We start from the raw sequence: 18619 nt of genomic DNA on the forward strand, positions 1-18619 counted from the left end.
CGTTTAAACTTTGTCAAAGTTCGAAACTTTGACAAAGTTGACTCCTCGATTTTATTCTGTAATTGCTTTTTTATCTAAATCTTTTCCCTTTTTAATAGTAGTTGTTACATTGTTGAACATATTGTTTTTCAGGAAAATATTTTTAGTGTCTTTTCCATTAGCTTCGATAAAAATATCAGTTGGATTGAAGGGAAAATTATTATTAATCAACGTATTTGAAACGTTATCTAATTTGATAACCGGAACTCCTTTTATCGCTGTTGAAGATCCAACATTGTCTAAAATCACATTTTTCGAATCTGAGATTTTGAACGATGAACCTACAGTTGCGTTTACTTTTACGTCGTGAAATTCTACGTCTGTTGCCGTGTTTACCGTAAAACCTTCTTTTCCGTCCATATTGATGTTGGAAAAAGTGATGTTTTGGATTGGCATTTCTGTAATTCCAAGAATCTGTCCAGCTTTGTTTACGTTTGAAGCCGTAATGTTACTCATATGAATGTTTCTGAAAATCGGCGTTTTCTCCGTAACAGGTTCAACGGCAGTTCCTTTATCATAGAAAAGACTCAATACGATGGCTTCTTCTTTGATGTTTTTCATGACAATATTATCGACACGAATATCTTCAACAACTCCCCCTCTTCCGCGAGCCGATTTAATGCGGATTCCACGATCTGTTCCGTCAAAAACACAGTTTGAAATCGTTATTTTTTTGATTCCGCCCGACATTTCGCTACCAATAACCACACCTCCGTGACCGCTTAACATGGTGCAGTTTGTAATGGTAACATTTTCTGTTGCTTTTCCATATTTACGTCCGTCGCCGTCTCTACCTGATTTTATTGTAATACAGTCGTCGCCAACACTGATATGGCAGTTTGAAATATGGACATTTGTACAAGAAGAAGGATTAATTCCGTCTGTATTTGGCGAATGTGGATTAAAAATCGAAATTCCTGTAACAGTTACATTATCACAAAATTCTGGGTTGATTGTCCAGAAAGGTGAGTTTTTAAAGGTTACACCTTCAATTAAAATATTTTTGCAGTTGTAAGCTTGGAAAAAAGATGGTCTGAAAAACTTTTTATCAACCGTTCTTTTATAATATGGTTCTGTGTAAAGGCCTTTGTTTTGTTCTTCCCACATGGTTTGGTATTTGGTTGGAGGAAGTGGTTCTTTTGCAGTTTCAATTCGGTACACTTCATTCCACCATGCTTTTCCTTGTCCGTCAATTATTCCTCTTCCTGTGATGGTAATATTTTCTACATCTTTTGCATAAAATAAGGGCTGAAAACTCTTCATTACAATTCCTTCGTAACGCATTTCTACGTAAGGCAGAAAATCATCAAAATTCTCTGAAAACTTTAAAAGCGCTCCAGAATCTAAGTGAATGGTAATGTTGCTTCTTAATGTTAGAGCTCCTGTTAAATATTCTCCCGCAGGGAAAAAGATGGTTCCTCCGCCGTTTTTAGATGCTTTTTCTATAGCATTCTGAATGGCTTGCGTGCATTTTATTCCTTTGTTATTTCCGCCTTCTTTTAAGATGTTTAGCCAGCCGTCTTGTGCGAAAGTTGTATTTAATCCTGTTATGAAGCAGAGTATTATTAGTATGTTTTTCATAGTTGTATTGTTTTATTTTGCCACAGATTAAAATGATTAGCACAGATTTTTTACTCTCATTTTTTGTCATTTCGACGAAGGAGAAATCTTCGTTAGTGGCTCCGCATGCTTGAGCAACTTTGTAGAGTTTCTTGCGAAGATTTCTCCTTCGTCGAAATGACAAGATTGTGGATAATTCGTGATTACTTACTCACAAATTGCATTTCACTAATTACTTTTTACTTTTCACTAATCACTTAGTAGACTTCAAAATCAGAACCCAGTCATTACCATCTTCTTTTTTGCCTTCCGGCTGAAAATTCTGCGTTCCTTTATTATCAAATGTTCCGATTTTAGTTTTCTTTCCATTTCTTGGATTGTACCAAGTCGCTTCAAATTTATCTCCTGAAATTTTCCCTAGTTTTACTTCAATTATTCTTCCGTTATAAGTGTATAGTAAAGCGTATTTTTCTCCTCTAATGGCTGGAATATAATCGTATTTTTCTCCTTGATTTACTACTAAAGAAACATCTGGAACTCCTTCTAAAAATGGTACTTCTTCCATTAATTTCTTAATATAAACCATTTGTTTTGCTCCTGGCGCATTAATGGCTGATGTCCATAATTCTTTGTTTCCGTATGCTGGTTTATCGCCTTTTCTGAACATTTGCATTACGGCGTTATGTCCGTATGTGTAACCTGCACCGCCTGATAAAACTGACCAATATCCGTAACGGCGAACGTCGTTTGCTGTCCATTTTGGCTGAAGTGTATCGTGCAAACCGTGTGGAATTCCTTCGTAAGATGGTTCTCCGTCAAGTGTTGGTTTTGTCGGTTTTAATTCGAAATCTCTTAGAACGAATTTATAATTGTCTTCTTTGAAATTCGTTTTTATAGAATCCTGATCGTATCTTCTGTGTCCTGATTGGAACATATTGAAATCTAACCATTTTTCGTTGTGAAAATTCTCAGAAGAATCGGTTCTTCCAAATGGATGGAAAGTCACTAACTGATTTGGATTGTTGGTTTTTAAAGTATTTCCGATGGCGTTCCAAATATCCTGAAATTCGTTTCCGTGTGTGTCTCCACCGTTTAACCAGATTACGTTGGTTCTGTTTTTATATCTTTTAGCCAAGAAATCAGCATAAACTATTGCTTGTTCTTTGCTTACTTTATTTCCTTTTGAAACGTTTGTTCCCCAAACTGGAACCATGGCAACGTAGATTCCGTTTTTCTGAGCTACGTCTAAAGTGTAATCTACATGATCCCAATAATCGTATTGTTTTGCATCTTTGAAATCATTTCCTGCCGTAATTAACGGTTTTGAAACGTCTTCGTTTATTAAAGCTTTAGCACCATAAACGTTAACCGCATTGATGTTATGCAAAACCATAACCTGAACTACATTAAATCCTTTCTCTTTTCTGTCTTTGAAATATTTCTCAATTCCAGCTCTGTCCAGTTTTCCGAATGCCAGCCAGCCTGTGTCGCCTAGCCAGAAAAATGGTTTTTCGTTTTCGGTAACAAAATAATGCTGATTTTTAGATACTTTGATTTCAGGCAGAGATGCTTTTGCTTTGACAGATTGCGAAAATCCGCTTTGTGCTGTCAACATAAAGCTTATACAAAGTGCGTATAAAGATTTAATTTTCAGATTCATTTTGGGTTGTTTTTGAATTGTGTTTTATTTTTTTGCCACAGATTTCACTGATTTAATGGATTTTCCAAGCTTTGTCTTTATATTTTTTCCCGCAGATTTCACAGATTAGGCAGATTTTACTTTTAATCCTTTTAATCTGTGAAATCTGTGGCTAACTATTTTTTCACTACAAAAAGCACTTTTTCTTTTATTTCAGCTTGTGGAATTGTCACTTGTTTTCCTCCGCTGACATTTGCTTTTTTCGTTATATTTCCTGTTGTTGCATTAATTGCAAATACTTCAAATGTTCCTTTTTCGTTTGATAAATCGATTGTAATATCTTGGTCGGTTTTCAAATAGAAAAGATAGCTTTTTCCTTTGTTTTCCAGTTTCCAAAGATTATCTGAAAACGTATTTCCGTCAACTAATTTCATTTCGCTTAAAGCGGAATAAAACTGAGGCAATTCGATTTTCGGAATATTTGGCAATGAAGCTCCAGCCATTAAAGCTGGCCATCCGAATCTTGAAGAACCATCTGTTGAATATAAGATGACTTTTTCAGGATATTGTTCTCGGTATTCACGAACGGCACGATATACTTGATTATCGGTTTCTTTTCCTGTTTTTAGTTTTCTGGCATGCTGTCTTGGTGCTAAATTTACGCCTCCCTGTGGTGCATAAGCAGAACCATCTTCTTTGTAATACCAATAACGAATGTCGATTACGTCAACTGTTTTTACTCTTTTGGCGTCATTTAAAATAGCATCCTGAACGTCTTTAGTAGCACTTAAACCAATTAAGCCTTTCTTACCTGTTTCATCTTTCCATTTTTGTGCCTGATCAATCCAGAATTCTATAAAATGTAATGGACCGGTATATTCTGCACTTGTTAACTGAATTACGTTGCTGTTTTCCTGAAAATTCTCAAATGATTTTCGGATAAAACCTTCGTGTAATTTTCTTCTTTGAGCATTCGTAATATCGTAAAACTGCTCTGCCATAAAAATGCGTTTATCTCCTGCGTAAGGCGGTGGTTCTGGAAAACCTGTGCTGTTGATATTATTAGCAGAACGCCAAGGTGAACTTGCCCAATGCGCTCCTGCTTCTAAAATATTGTGCTGAAAATATTGCTGATTGATTAACAATTGTCCGTTTGGTTCTGCCAATGTTACGAATTGCGCTAAACGGCTCCAATACCAATCGTTGAATTTTGTCAAATCGTATTTACTCAAATGATCCCAAGCGAAATCTTTTCCGCTTCTGGCAAAAGGTTGTTCGTAAAACGGGGGCCAAACATCGTCATCGATTCTTCGAACGCGTTCGTGATCGTCCATCCTTCTGTCGTACCATAAACCGTAATTGTGTTCTAAGGCAACTATATTGTTTTTAGTCAAATAATCTACTGTTTCTTGTACCTTATCTGTTAATCCGTTTCCTGTTCTTCCTGGAACGAAACGAGTAATGTGCGGTGTAGATTTGTTCACAAAATCATCACTTAAATCGCCTCTCCACCATGCTACGTTGGTTTGTTTTCCTGCAATTACTTTTCCTTCAAAAGTTAACCAACCGTTTTCTGTTGTTACTTTTGAAGTTGATTTTTCTGTTTTATTTGATACAACTTTTAAATCGTTTGCATTTTTTAAACCTTTACTATCTGTATTAATCGGATTTGCTTTTGAAGCTTCTGCAATCAATTCTTGTAAACTTTTTGCCGTTGTAGCAGAGTTTTTAGTTAATTCTGCAGCAACTTCTACACTCGGACTTGAAGAAGCTTCTGAACCTAAATCATAAATAAAAGCCTGAACTGGAAGTTTTCCTAATCTGGCTTCTAGTTGTGTGTAAAACAAACTTCTTGGACTGATATGTTCGTTTACGTTTTTCCAATGTCCGTTTCCTCCAAATTGTCCCCAAACTCCAAAAGCCCAGTTTTGTGCTGTTGGCGGGCTGTAACATTCTACTTTTGAAGCCGATGATTCCCAAATAACAGAATTTGCCGATGTCCATCCTGCGCCTCTTCCGCCTTGTTCTCTGTTGTTATAACTTAAAGATTTTCCATCGATATTGGCAATATCAAATAAAACTCCAGTTGCCCAGCTTCCGATTGCTCCACTATTTTCGAATGGCAAATGTGATTCGCATTGTACAAACGCATTTGGTCCTGTTGTTCCAAATCCGCCCACAGCGAAATCATGATATCCAAATTCTGAATAACAGCGTTGGAATAAAGTCTGCTGACCTTCTGTATAAAAAGTATGTCTTCTAAATGAAGCGATTTCAGAAATCGGTTCTGTAGCAATACAATCTTCAACCGTAATTTGCTGACTTGTCTTTAAAATCGTAATTGCTCCACCTGCAAAGTGTTTGAAATTAACTTGTTTTACCCAAGCATTTCTAGTGTTTTCTATACTTATTGCTTGCCATCTATGTTCTTCGTCTTTTAAGTTTGAAGCATTATAAGTTGATTTTAGTAAAATATTTTCAATTCCGATATGTTCAATTCTTCCTGCCCATGAATAAACGGTTACTTTTGAAGTCCCGAAAACGTCATCCAAAGACATTGTTATTGGTGCGTTTACGGTTACTTCGTTTCCGTTTATTTTGGTTACAACTCTATTCCAAGTTGTGGTCCAATCTCCTTTTTTCCAGCCAATCCAGGAAGTTTCTCCGCCGAAATCCTGCATGTTTACTTCTTTAATGAAATTATCCGTTAAAGGTTTACTGATTTCGATTTCGTCACCAACTTTTAATTTTGCTGTATTTTTTAATTGGATTTTCTGAGTTCCAAGTGGTGTATACGCGTTTGCAAATTCAAATGAATCTTTATACACTTTATCGTTTACGCCTAAAATTCTAATTAGAGCTTCTCTTTCTAATCCGGTTCCTAAAAGTACGGTTCCGTTTTCCGAATTGCCACTTCCTCTTAAAACTACTCCCGATTTTCTGATGTATAATGTTCCGCTGATTTTGAAAATTCCTTTGTCTAACAAAACTGCTCCACGAAATCCTGATTTGTCTGGTTTAAGAGAACTTACATAATCAATTGCATTTTGAATTTTCTGAGTTGCGTCTTCTTCTTGTTTGGAAACAAAAATTTTATTGTCCAGATTCGGAATCGCAACTTCAGAGTTTCTGTACCCTGCGAAAGAAAAATCAGGTATTTGGTTTCCTTGGCTATCTGTTGTGAAAGAAAGTTTGCCTTCTTTGGTTTTAACGATATCTGGGAAAGTGTTTTGGGCTGTGATGTTTCCGCTAATAAACAGAGTAATACACACTAAAGAAAATGTGTTTTTAAAAGAAGAAACTATATTTTTTAATTGATCGAAATTCACTTTTTTTTAATTTAAATTTCAGAGTTTAGATTTTAGATTCTTAAAATTAACCTTTTAAGGAACAATAAATTTATAAAATCCTATTTTCTCCAATCTTGTCATTTCGACGAAGGAGAAATCTCACGCGATATTTACGCACTGTTGTGGAATTTCTAGTGTGATTCCTCGTTCCTCGGAATGACAAACTTTGGTGATATTCTTTATGTTAATTAAACCTGACAGGTTTTAAAAACCTGTCAGGTTTGCGTTGAGAATACTTAACTATTGTAACAATGATTTCAGCTTCGTCAATGTATCCGTATTATTTTCCATTTTCGTCCAATCTGTTTTAGTGTTGGGATCGATTCCATTAAAATACTTTTCGATATTGGTATAACCATCTCCGTTTGAATCTTTATTCGCATCTGAAGCATCATTTGGATTTAAACCATATTTCTTTTCCCAAGCATCTGGAATTCCATCATTATCTGAATCTTTATAGGCTTTTCCTTTGTAAGTTGGATATCCGCCAACTTGATCTGGATGTGTAATGATTCCTTTTTTATATGAATCGGCAGGTAATCTTCTTTTGATATATTCTTTTCCAATTGAATTTTCTAGACCGTCTTTTACTTCGATTTTTCCTGTACGAACTTGTTTAAGAATTCTTTCATCGACTGCATCTCTTTTTGGAATTGTTGCTCCAACATTTGCTAAAACATATTCGTATGCTTCTTCAGCTCCCATAATTTTGAATTTTGGCATTGAGAAAGGTTTTGGCTGTTTGATTGCTGCTAAAAATGCTGCCGTTTCAGCTTCTGGAAGGTTTTCTAATTGCACACCGCCGTTCCAATTATCTGCTGTAACTTCAGGTGAACCAACAATAAAGTTTCCTGAAACATAAGCTCTTCCATATTGTTTTGGCTCAATATAACCCGATTCCGGTTTTACGATTCTATGTGAAATAGGTTCGTTTTGCGGTGTAATTGGACCTGGTTTAAAATAATTGTTGATGATATTCAACATCGAACGATAATCACCGCCATCCAGCGTACGATTCCACCAATTGAATACTACGTTATTCACAAAATTAAAGTCGCCATACATTCCGATAGAAGCATTTCTAGAAATGTTGTCTGCCCACAAATTGCGCATAAAAGTACTATTCAATCCGCCGATTGTACTTCCGAAAGCGTGATTGTACGTGTCTAAACCTTCTGACGAAATCGTGTTTTGAATCGTGATATTACAAGCTGGTAATTTTTCCAGTTTTGATTTTGCATTAGTTGCAAACTGATGTCTGTATAAAGAAATATTTTCGTCTAATCCCCAACTTACAGAGCAGTGATCTACGATGATATTTCCCATTGGATTTCCGCCCAATGCGTCGTCTCTTCTGGTAACTTCAGTAGCACCGCGACGGAAACGCATGTGTCTAATGATAACGTCGTGCGTGTCGATTTCTAAAGTTTCACCAGCAATACAGATTCCGTCACCTGGAGCCGTTTGTCCAGCAATGGTTACGTAAGGCGCACGCATACTGATTCTTTTTTTCAGTTGAATAATCCCCGAAACGTTGAAAACAATCGTTCTTGCTCCTACTGCTTCACAAGCTTCACGGAAAGTTCCTTTTCCACTATCTTCTAAACTTGTCACGACAAATATTTTTCCACCACGACCGCCTTGTGTATATGCTCCGCCACCTTCAGCACCCGGAAAAGCAGGAATATCTGCAAAAACAAAATCTTTTGGATAAGAAGCCCAAGGTAAATATGGTTTTCCTTGTTTTGCTTCTTCTTTGATTATATGCAGATTAGCATTCCAGATTTCGCTCAGCCTTTTTTCTTCATCAGCCAAAATAGCATCGGCTTTTGCTTGAACATCTTTTGGAATTACGGGATATTGGGCATATGCCGATGACATAAGCGAACAAAATGACAAAGTCATAAATGCTCTTTTAAAAGTACGGTTTGGGAAAATATTTTGCATTTAATTGTGTGGTGTAGTTAATGGTAGTTAGTTTTTTTAGAGATTATTCTTTTGCAGTAGAATCTTTTGCTTTATTCTTTTCTCTCTGCTCAACACGATCGTGCCAGTCTTTACTTTCTTTGTTTAAATCGTAACCTTGTTTTGATAAATAATTGTTGATTCTTCCTTTGTATTTACCAAACCAACCGTGTTTTTCTTTAGATGAACCAGCGTCCATTGCATGTTCTCTGGCTTCAACCAAAGCTTTGTAGATATAGTCTTTTTGCTCTGCTGTTAAATTTGGAAGCATGTCGTTGTAACCTGCTACTGTAATTGGAAGAACTCCATAAGTCATTCCGTCTTTAACTTCAGTAATTTTGTCTTCTGATAATTCTTTACTTAATTTTTTGATATAAGATTTGTGCAGTTTGGCAATTGATTCGTCTGCTTTTGCTTTCAGTTTATCAATCTTTTCGTTTTGTTTTTCTTTAGCTAAAGAAGTGTCTTCTTTTACTTTTTTGATTTCAGCATCTCTTCCATCCTGAATTTCAGTTAAATCTCTGAATTGCTGCGCGATGATATTGGAAACTGCTTTTTCTTTTGCTTCGTTTTTCAAATCTAATTTGGTAACGATTTTTGCAGCTCTTTCGTTGGTAACTTTTACATATTCAGGATCTAAATGCTGTTGCGCATTTAAACTTGAAAATGCGAAAACCAGCGATAACAAACCTGCGTTTATATTATTTAGTGCCATTGTCTTTCTTTTTTTTAGTATTTTTTGACTCAATCATAAGGCCAACGGCCTTTAAGCAACACCATAGGATAACATCCTATGAATTATAAATCATACAGACGAAACCCTGAAAGGGCGCAAGCCGTTGTCCATATTTCATTAATTACTTTCGCCCTTTAAGGGCTTTTTTCTTTTATACATAGGACGTTGTCCTATGTTGGTGCGTTGAGCCTTTCAGGCTCTTTTCAAAAACATTCTTGTTTACTCTGAAACAAGAATGTTTTTAAAAATTGTTCCTTATTTTAAATCTAATAAAGGTCTAACTAATGTTTCTTTATTATTAGCTAAATCTTTCCAGTCCACTTTTATCGCAGGATTTACACCGTTGATGTAATCTTCAATATTAGTATATCCGTCTCCGTTTAAATCTCCTTGTGCATCAGATGGATCATTCGGGTTTAAACCGTATTTTTTCTCCCATGCATCCGGCATTCCGTCTTTGTCTGTATCTACATAAGGTTTTCCTTTGTATTCTGGATATCCACCAACTTGAGAAATATCGGTAATGATTCCTTTTTTATAAGAATCCATCGGTAAACGTCTGTGTTCGAATTGGTAGAAAGTCTTTTTCTCTAAACCTTTAGCATATTCAGGAACTCCTGTTTTTACAGTTCTTACGATTCTTTCGTCTACTTTATCTCTAATTGGAAGAGTTGCTCCAACATTTTTAAGAACGAATTCATAAGACTCTTCAGCAGTCATAAATTTGTTGAACCAAGGCATTGGGAAAGGTTTAACTGCTTTCATTTTAGCAAAGTATTCTTTTGCTTCATCGTAAGTCATTAATTCCCCTTTTTTATTTTCTAACTGAATTCCACCGTCCCAGTTGTCTTTAGTCACTTTTTCGTTTCCATTAACTACGTTTCCGTTTACATAAGCTCTACCAAAAACCATATAAGGTAATTTACTTCTTCCAGATTCTGGTTTTAAGATTCTATAGCTGATTGGCTGTGTTAAATCGGTTACTGGACCTGGTTTGTAGAAGTTATTAATGATGTTGTAATTTGCAGTATAATCTCCACCATCTGTAGATCTGTTGTACCAGTTGAAAACTACGTTATTCACAAAATTGAAAATTCCGTTCCAACCTATAGAAGGATTTCTTCCTGCATTATTAGCCCACATGTTTCTCATGAAAGAGCAGTTTTCTCCACCTAAAGTACTTCCGAAAGCGTGATTGTAAGTATCCAAAGCTTCTCCGAATAAACTGTTTTGGATTGTAATATTTACCGTTCCCACTTTGATATCTGGATAACCTGGTCCTGGATTGTACATGTGTCTGTAAATTGACATGTTTTCGTCTAATCCCCAAGTTGCAGAAACGTGATCGATCATGATGTTTCCAACTGGATTTCCTCCGATAGCATCATCACGACGACCTACGAAAGTTTCTCCACGACGGAAACGTACATGTCTGATAATTACGTCATGCGTATCAATCCAAGTTGATTCACCTGCAATACAAACACCATCACCAGGAGCAGTTTGTCCAGCAATTGTGATGTAAGGCGCACGAATAATCAAGGGACTTTTCAATCTGATAATTCCAGCAACATTAAATACCACAATTCTCGCTCCTCCTTGTTCGCAAGCTTCACGTAATGTTCCAGGTCCACGGTCTTCTAGACTTGTTACTGTGTAAACTTTTCCTCCACGGCCTCCAAAAGTGTACATTCCTCCACCTTCAGCACCTGGGAAAGCAGGAATATCTGCCTGAGGTAAATCTGTTGGCCTTGCTGCCCACGGAATATATGGTTTTCCATGTTTTGCTTCTTCTTCAATAACTACTAAAGCTTTTGTCCAAGCTTCATCAGAAAGTCTTTGAGCTTCTTCTTTAATTGCTTTTTCCTGAGCCTGAACTTCTGGACTAATCTTCGGGTACTGGGCAAAACATTTTGCGCTTGCCAAAAAAAGCAGAGATGATGCGATAAATAATGCGGAATTTTTCATGTTAATTTCTAGTTGTGGTAATTCTTTTTAAACAAATCACCTGTATCTTTTGACAAATACAGGTGAAAAGCTTTGTATGTTAATCTGTTTCTTATATTAAACTCTATTCTTGGTAATTGAAGTTTCCATTAGATCCCCCGTTCCATCCAATAGTTTGTTGTAACCAAGGATTTTGAGTTAGAATACTAGTATGTAATCCCATTATATAATAATTCGGATTAAATTTAATCTGTACTGCAACGTTATTTACGTTATCCATTGGAGTCAATAAATTAGTGAATACGAAATTATTTGTATAAAAAGTTGCCAAATCATCTAGTTGAGTACTAAAGTTAGCCGAATCTGGATCAACACTGATTGATCCGCGAACACTTTTTAAAGGATCGCTCTTAGTGGAAGTATTTTTATATTGCAGGTAGTATCCTGTACGCTGTGTACCGTTAATAGGTGTTAAACCTAACTTAGTTACAGTACCACCGCTAGTTCCTGCAAGAGTTTCGTTACTATAAAGCATCCAACGTTGTACATCCCAGAAACGTTTTCCTTCGTAAGCTAATTCTACTCTTCGTTCATATAGACAAGCAGCAATAGCAGCATATTTATCAGTCAAAATACCGATTCCGTAATTATTTGTAGCAGGAATTCCAACACGAGCTCTAATTTTCCCTAAATAACTGATTGTATTACCAATGTCCCCTTTTGCAGCATAGCATTCAGCAATATTTAGCAATAATTCCGCATAACGATATTCCATGATATTAGTAACAGAATACTGGAAACTACTAGCATTTGACGCTGTTACATTTGACATTTTTCTTACGAAAGCTGGACTATTTTCCTGATTGTTATCACTAAAATACGGTTTATCCTTATCAGATCCGTCTAACCAGCGGTAAGACCATGCTACACTGTTTGCATCTTCAGCATATCCCCATTTCATTCCAGAGAAAGCAAATGTTCTATAAAATCTAGGATCACGTTTTTTAAAGAATAAGAAAGGATCGTAACCATTTGCAGTTGTCGGTTTTGATCCGTCAGACATTGGAAATAAGTCAATCATTTCTTTCGGAGCTTCAAAAGCCCCTGTACCACCTTGACTGACCAAACGCATAGCTTTTTCCCAAGAATTATTATTACTTACAGCAACAGTTGGTCCGTTTCCTAGCAATTGAACTACAATTGCTTCTTTATTAAAACCTTCAACCTTAAACATTTCATCCCATTGTTTGGCGTTGCTTCCATATAATCCGTAGCCATCAGCTGTCAATTGAGCTTCTGCAGCTAATCCAGCTTGTAATGCTGCTTCCCATCTTTCTGTCGAGCCATCCCAATTTTTATTAAATAATGGACTTGCATAAGTTAACAATACTCTAGCTTTTTGTGCCATAGCAGCTCCTTTTGTAAAACGACCATAATCTGCACCAGCATCTGGCCAGTTACCAGGCAATAATGAAGCCGCCATATCTAAGTCTGCTACAATTTGATTTACCACTTCAGTAACTGAAGCTCTTGGGAGTTTTATTGCTTCATTAGATGAAGATGCACCTTGCACTGTTGTAACAAGAGGTACACCACCATAGATGCGCATTAAATCAAAATACTGAACTGCTCTTAGATAATACACCTGTCCTTTTGCACGATCTCGGAATGTTTTGTCTAATGTAGATCCTTTTACATCAATGTCTTCTAAAAAGCTATTACAGTCTCTGATACGATTATAAGGCTCATTTTTAATTTTATCTTCCAATTTGGTTCCAAAATAGTTAGTTGCATCATCTGAATTTACTAATGTTTTGGTTGGATTCACAAGATCTTGAATTCCGCCAATCTCTTCTGTTAATCTAGAGTATGAATCATTATACTGACCTACCAAGGTTGCTAAAGGCGATTTATATGCATAGAAAAAGTCATAATACAAATTATTTATGTACCAATTTGTACGATCTTGACTTTCATAAAATGAATCGTCAACTTGTCCGAAATTTTTCTTGTCTTCAAGAAAATTATCACTACATGAAGCACTAACTATAAGTAATACTACAAGAGTTAATATTGAGTTTATTCTTAGTTTCATAATTACTTATTTTTTTATTAGAATGATACACTTAAGTTTACTGACCAAGTTCTCAAAGTTGGATAAGTATCATACGATGAATCATACATATTGCGATAGTGATTAGGATATGGATTATAGAAATCCCAAAGATTATTTCCAGTTACACCAATTGCTAGACTACTAATGTTTAACTTGTTTAAAACGTCTTTTGGCAAACCATAACCTACTGTTAAGTTTCTAACAAAACAACGGAAAGTATCTAACTGCCAGAAGTTTGAAGGAGCACCTACCAATTCGTCGTCATAAAGCGCTAAATTAGGGTATTTACCATTTACATTATCTGGTCCGTACATGTCTGTCCAGTAGCTTTCGTGAGCCCACATGTTGTGTGCTGAAGATGTTCCTTGTTTTACAACATCAAGTTCACGGAATCCTCCCCAAGAAGTAGAGATCTGAGTTCTTGCATAAAATCCTTTGTATTTCATTCCTAAATTGGTTGTAAAACCATAAGTTCTATTTACATTAACCAATTTTTGATAATCTAAATTTTTATCAATTCTTCCATCAGGCCCAGCTTGTTCTCCTGTTGTTGGATCAAATGCACCACCAACATCTTCATATGCTAACATACCTTTAACCATACCAGATACGCTAGTAATTTTATTAAAACTAGGTGTTGTGCCAGCTGCTGCCGCTCTTTCTGATAAATAGGCCCAGTAGTTTGCGATATCTTCATCTGTACGTAAAATTCCGTCTCCCGTAGAAGTTCCGTTCCAAGTTTTGAATCCCCAATATGGGAAGAAAGAAGAAGATCCTGTCTGCGTTACATTAAATGATGGATGTTGCAAAGCTTGATCTGGATATTTTTTTACTTTGTTATCTGAGTATCCAAAGTTTACTCCAACATTATAACTAAAATCATCTTTGATTTTATCGCTCCAGTTCAAACTTACCTCAAGTCCCCATGCATCAACAGCAGCGTAGTTTTGTTCCGCAAAACCGCCACCAACTGAAATTGGCACACCAACAGCACCTGCCATGTTGGTTAGCATATCTGTTGTTCTATCATAATAGAAATCAGTACTCATTTGTAATCTATTTTTCAATACATTAATATCAAGCCCTATGTTATTTTTGATTGTTGTATCCCAACCAACATTTCTATTTGGATTTACTTTTGGAGTAACACCGCCTCCTAAAGATCCTCCTGTATTACCTGTTCCAAATACAGCACCTTTATCTACAATAACATCATAGTATTGCATCCATCTCCAAGCTTGTACGTTATCTTTTCCTGTTTTACCAATAGAATAACGCAATTTCAAAAAGTCTATCCCTGGTAATGCTTTAGTAAACCAGTCTTCTTTAGACATAATCCAACCTGCCTGAACTGATGGGAAGAATCCCCAGTAGTTTTCAGGAGCGAATTTTGTCGAAGCATCACTACGGAAAAGAAATTCTAATAAATATCTAGACTTATAACTGTAATTAAATCTTCCTAAATATGAAAGTGTTCCTGATTCTCCTTTTGTGTTAATAGAGTTAGAAGAAATTACACCAGCTGTTTGATATGTTCCTCCATAATCTTTTCCAGTTTGTTCATAAGCTAAGCGTGTAGTTCTATACTCAGCTTCTGTGCGCTCCACACCAAACATAGCACCAACATCATGATTACCAAACACTCTAGCATAGTTCGCAAAAAAGTTAGCTTGATTATTTCTGCTAAGAGAAGTATTATAATATACACGAGAGTTACGAACGTTGGTATCGATTTGGTAGTAAGGATCAACGCCATTATTTGTAGTAGATGGAACTGCCGCACTTGCTAAGTGCATATCTGCTTTTTCATATCCAACAATTCTAGCCAAGTCAAATGGCAACTGAACTTGTTCTGTATATCCTGTGCTTTCAGTTCTTGCAAAAGTACCTTTAAGAGACAACCCTTTTACAAAAGGAACTTTATAGTTTAAAGACATATTCACATTATATGAAAAGTCATCCGAAATTTGTTTAGAACCGTTGTTTAGAGTTGCAAAGTAATTCCATCCAGCAATTGTAGTATTAGCATTTGCACTTCCTAAAGTTCTTGTTGTTTTAGGAAAAGGAGACATATAGTACTCTTTATCATCTACTACCGTTTCCCAAGGAATATATTTAGGCATGTGCAATAAATATCCATAATCAGCTTGCTCACCTCCACCAGCAATACTTCCATAACTGCTATCATTAATGTTAGCTGACGCTTTTGTAAATGATTTTTCTATATCGCCTGAATTAGTAGAAATTGCTGCTGAGAAATCTAATGAGTTCGAGATCTTAGCATTAATACCCGTTCTAAAATTCCATTTCTGGTAATCTTGAGATCCTAAGTTTGCCCCTTGAGTAAAATAGTTAAGACCTGCAAAATATGTCATTTTTTCATTACCACCTGTAACAGTTAAAGTATGCTTGTCTTGAGTAGCCGGTCTCCAAGCTTCTTTTAACCAATCATAATTTAGATCTTTCATTTGCTCCAATTCAGAATCTGAAAAGTAACCTACTCCATTATTACTTAAATTTTTAACAGATAAAAATCTATTAGACCAAACTCCATACTCATAAGCACTCATAGTTTTACTATGGCTTACAGCGTCATTTACGGCAAATTGACTGTAGTATGAAAATTTAGTAACACCCGCTTTACCTCTTTTCGTTTTTACAACAATTGCTCCTTGAGAAGCACGAGAACCATAAATAGCAGCAGAGGCATCTTTTAATACTGTAATACTTTCTATCTCTGATGGGTCTAAACGATTAAAAGCATCTAATGTAGGGAAACCCGATACTGGATCTACCTGCACCATATCATCAATTACAATTAATGGAGTATTGAATCCTCCATCTTTAGAGAAACTAAAAGTTTGACGAATCTGTAACGAAGCAGCATCACCAGGACGTCCGCCTCCATCTATAACAGCTAATCCAGGAACTAATCCTTTCAAAGCATCAGATAAATTTGAAACTGGTAAATCCTGAACATCTGCGGCATTAATTGTAGCAATTGCTCCCGTAAGTTTTTCCTTTTTCTGAGTACCATAACCTACTACAACAATATTTTGAAGCTCGTTTGAATCTTCAGATAATTTAGCATCTACTATAGTACGTCCATTAATCGCAATTTCTAATTTTTTCATTCCTATAAATGAAAACACCAAAGTAGCACCTGGTTTTACTTTAATTTGATACTTACCATTAAAATCTGTTGTAACTGTATTTTTTGTAGATTTCTCAGTTACGTTAACTCCAGGAAGAAGACCAGATAAATTATCGGTAACAGCTCCAGTTACAGTAACTTGATTACTTTGAGCATAACTCAATACACTCATCAGCGTAAACAAAAGAAAACTACATCTTTTTATAAGTGCTTGTTTCATAAATGTTTTTTTGGTTAGGTTATTAATGTTAGTTAGTCATGTTTAATGCGTCTTGTCTATTAACAAAATTTCTTAATGGAATCTTAAATTAATTTTATTAAATGTTTAAAACACATTTATTTTAATATTCCAAAAATATGACGATGACACATTAGAACCGTCCTGCTCTATCCTGTTTTAATCGCAGAATGTCAAAAAAAATGTGACTAAAAAAACAATATTAATAAAAAACGAATGGAAAAAATAGACGAACCAAAATATTTAAGACAAATGTTTGCTTAAAACAAAATTTACAAACTCATTTTGACTCAAAAACAATAAGATTTTTATCAAAAATAAACATCTGATGTACATTCTGCAAAACTTAACAATATGTTATCTGATATTTAACTGCTTACAAAATGTCAATTTTTACGAAAACGATAGAGATAATTGTTGCAATTACATTTATTTTTAGATAAAAAACTTACAAATTTAACTATAAAGTAGTAGCAGGATTACTTAAAAAACAAGAAATAAATTTTAGCAAAAAAAATAATTTTTAAAAGTAAATTCTGACCAACAAAATTTAAATGTTATTTTTCTATTTATGAATATAGAAAAAAACAAACGAAAAGCCCACTAATATTGGCATTAGTGGGCTTTTCGTCTGATATATTTTAATTTCATTTAAACTACTGAATGGGATTCCATCCGTTCAAAATTAAATCTCTATTATATTTTTTAATATCATCTTTCGTTAATTGATGCGACCATGATACTCGTTGCGCAATATATTTTGCGCTCCCACCTTTACTACCATATTCAGCATAATAAGCTGTTTTATCTTTGTCTGGGAATCTTGTGTCAATCCAAGCGTTCCAACCTTCGGGAATAATATGCGAACCTAAATCTGTATTGATAAAAACGGTTTGAGCGTAAGGCCTCCAAGGTCTTCCTAAAAAAACTTTATCTACTGATTTGTCTTTTGTGGTAAGCTTACAATCAACAAAAACAAAACCATAGGCCTGCCCTTGCGGAGTTGAAGCTGCTGTGATATAAGAATTTACTAAACTCTCAATAGTACATTTATAAAAATAAGCTGTTGCAGCTCCGAAAATAAAATCGGTTGTACCGTTTATAAAACAGTTTTCAAAATAGATGCGAGTATTTCCTTCTGATAAATAAAGCGTATCCTGATTCCCTAAAAGATTACAGTTCTTTACAATAACTTTATCACTTTTAATGTGTAAAGCTACCGCCTGTCCTACTCTTCCCGCGGTATTTTCAACGGTTAGATTTTCCAATGTACAGTCATTTCCTTTTATCATGAAAGAATAAGATGTTGATGTTCCAAATTCCTTTTTCCCCGATGGATCTGGTTCACGAAGCGGTTTCCCAGAATAATCATCAAATGAAATAATGGTTTTATTTCGGTCAAGACCTTTTAAAGTAATGAATGGCTTAGTCGCTGGAATCTCTAATTTCTCCACATACTTTCCTGGCTTTATCGTAATTACAACTCTTTTTTCTGAATTGTCTTTTACATTATTCACCGCTTCCTGAATCGTTTTGAAATCTCCTGAACCGTCTTGAGCAACGGTTAATGTGAGTTTATTATCGAGCGTTTGGGCTGATAGTGAAAGTGTTGTGAGTAAAAATAAGGCTAGAATGTATTTCATGTTTTTCAATTTACTTATTCATTTTGTTTTGTCATCTTGACGAAGGAAAGATCACACTAGAAACTCCGCAATCTAAATCGCCAATCTTTGTCGAGTTACGTGTGTGATTGCTTCGCCAGTTCGCTCTCGCTCGTGTCTTCGTTCCTCAGAATGACAAACTGAACGATTAATATCTTTGACAAAAATTAAAAATCCGTTTTAATCCGCGTTTTGCCAAGGGCAATCCGTTTCA

At 35.5% G+C, this 18619-nt stretch carries 9 protein-coding genes; all 9 read right to left on the bottom strand.

Annotated features, from left to right (window positions below; translation table 11 throughout):
- Positions 1–51 precede the first annotated feature (51 nt).
- Positions 52–1620, bottom strand: a complete 1569-nt coding sequence (locus ABXT06_RS09750; protein ID WP_354590586.1) for a glycoside hydrolase family 28 protein — start codon at positions 1618–1620, stop codon at positions 52–54.
- 232 nt (positions 1621–1852) lie between these two features.
- Positions 1853–3259 (bottom strand): glycoside hydrolase family 140 protein, encoded by a 1407-nt coding sequence (locus ABXT06_RS09755; RefSeq protein WP_354590587.1) that lies wholly within the window; start codon positions 3257–3259, stop codon positions 1853–1855.
- 155 nt (positions 3260–3414) lie between these two features.
- The gene (locus ABXT06_RS09760) at positions 3415–6567 is read right to left on the bottom strand and encodes a DUF6298 domain-containing protein (RefSeq protein ID WP_354590588.1); all 3153 of its coding nucleotides are present in this window, start codon (positions 6565–6567) and stop codon (positions 3415–3417) included.
- A 261-nt stretch (positions 6568–6828) separates the two neighbouring features.
- Entirely contained in the window at positions 6829–8535 is a 1707-nt protein-coding gene (locus ABXT06_RS09765) for a polysaccharide lyase (RefSeq protein WP_354590589.1), read from the bottom strand.
- 43 nt (positions 8536–8578) lie between these two features.
- A complete protein-coding gene (locus tag ABXT06_RS09770) occupies positions 8579–9268 on the bottom strand; it encodes a DUF3826 domain-containing protein (protein WP_354590590.1) in 690 nt (229 codons plus the stop codon).
- A gap of 276 nt (positions 9269–9544) precedes the next feature.
- On the bottom strand, positions 9545–11257 hold the full coding sequence (locus tag ABXT06_RS09775) for a polysaccharide lyase (RefSeq protein WP_354590591.1): 1713 nt from the start codon (positions 11255–11257) through the stop codon (positions 9545–9547).
- A 103-nt stretch (positions 11258–11360) separates the two neighbouring features.
- The gene (locus tag ABXT06_RS09780; RefSeq protein WP_354590592.1) at positions 11361–13331 is read right to left on the bottom strand and encodes a RagB/SusD family nutrient uptake outer membrane protein; all 1971 of its coding nucleotides are present in this window, start codon (positions 13329–13331) and stop codon (positions 11361–11363) included.
- 17 nt (positions 13332–13348) lie between these two features.
- Positions 13349–16726: a SusC/RagA family TonB-linked outer membrane protein gene (locus tag ABXT06_RS09785; RefSeq protein WP_354590593.1), complete on the bottom strand. Its 3378-nt coding sequence runs from the start codon at positions 16724–16726 to the stop codon at positions 13349–13351.
- Positions 16727–17400: 674 nt separating this feature from the next.
- The gene (locus ABXT06_RS09790; protein ID WP_354590594.1) at positions 17401–18387 is read right to left on the bottom strand and encodes a pectinesterase family protein; all 987 of its coding nucleotides are present in this window, start codon (positions 18385–18387) and stop codon (positions 17401–17403) included.
- Positions 18388–18619 lie beyond the last annotated feature (232 nt).

This window comes from Flavobacterium sp. UW10123, from assembly GCF_040538975.1.
Taxonomy (GTDB): Bacteria; Bacteroidota; Bacteroidia; order Flavobacteriales; family Flavobacteriaceae; genus Flavobacterium.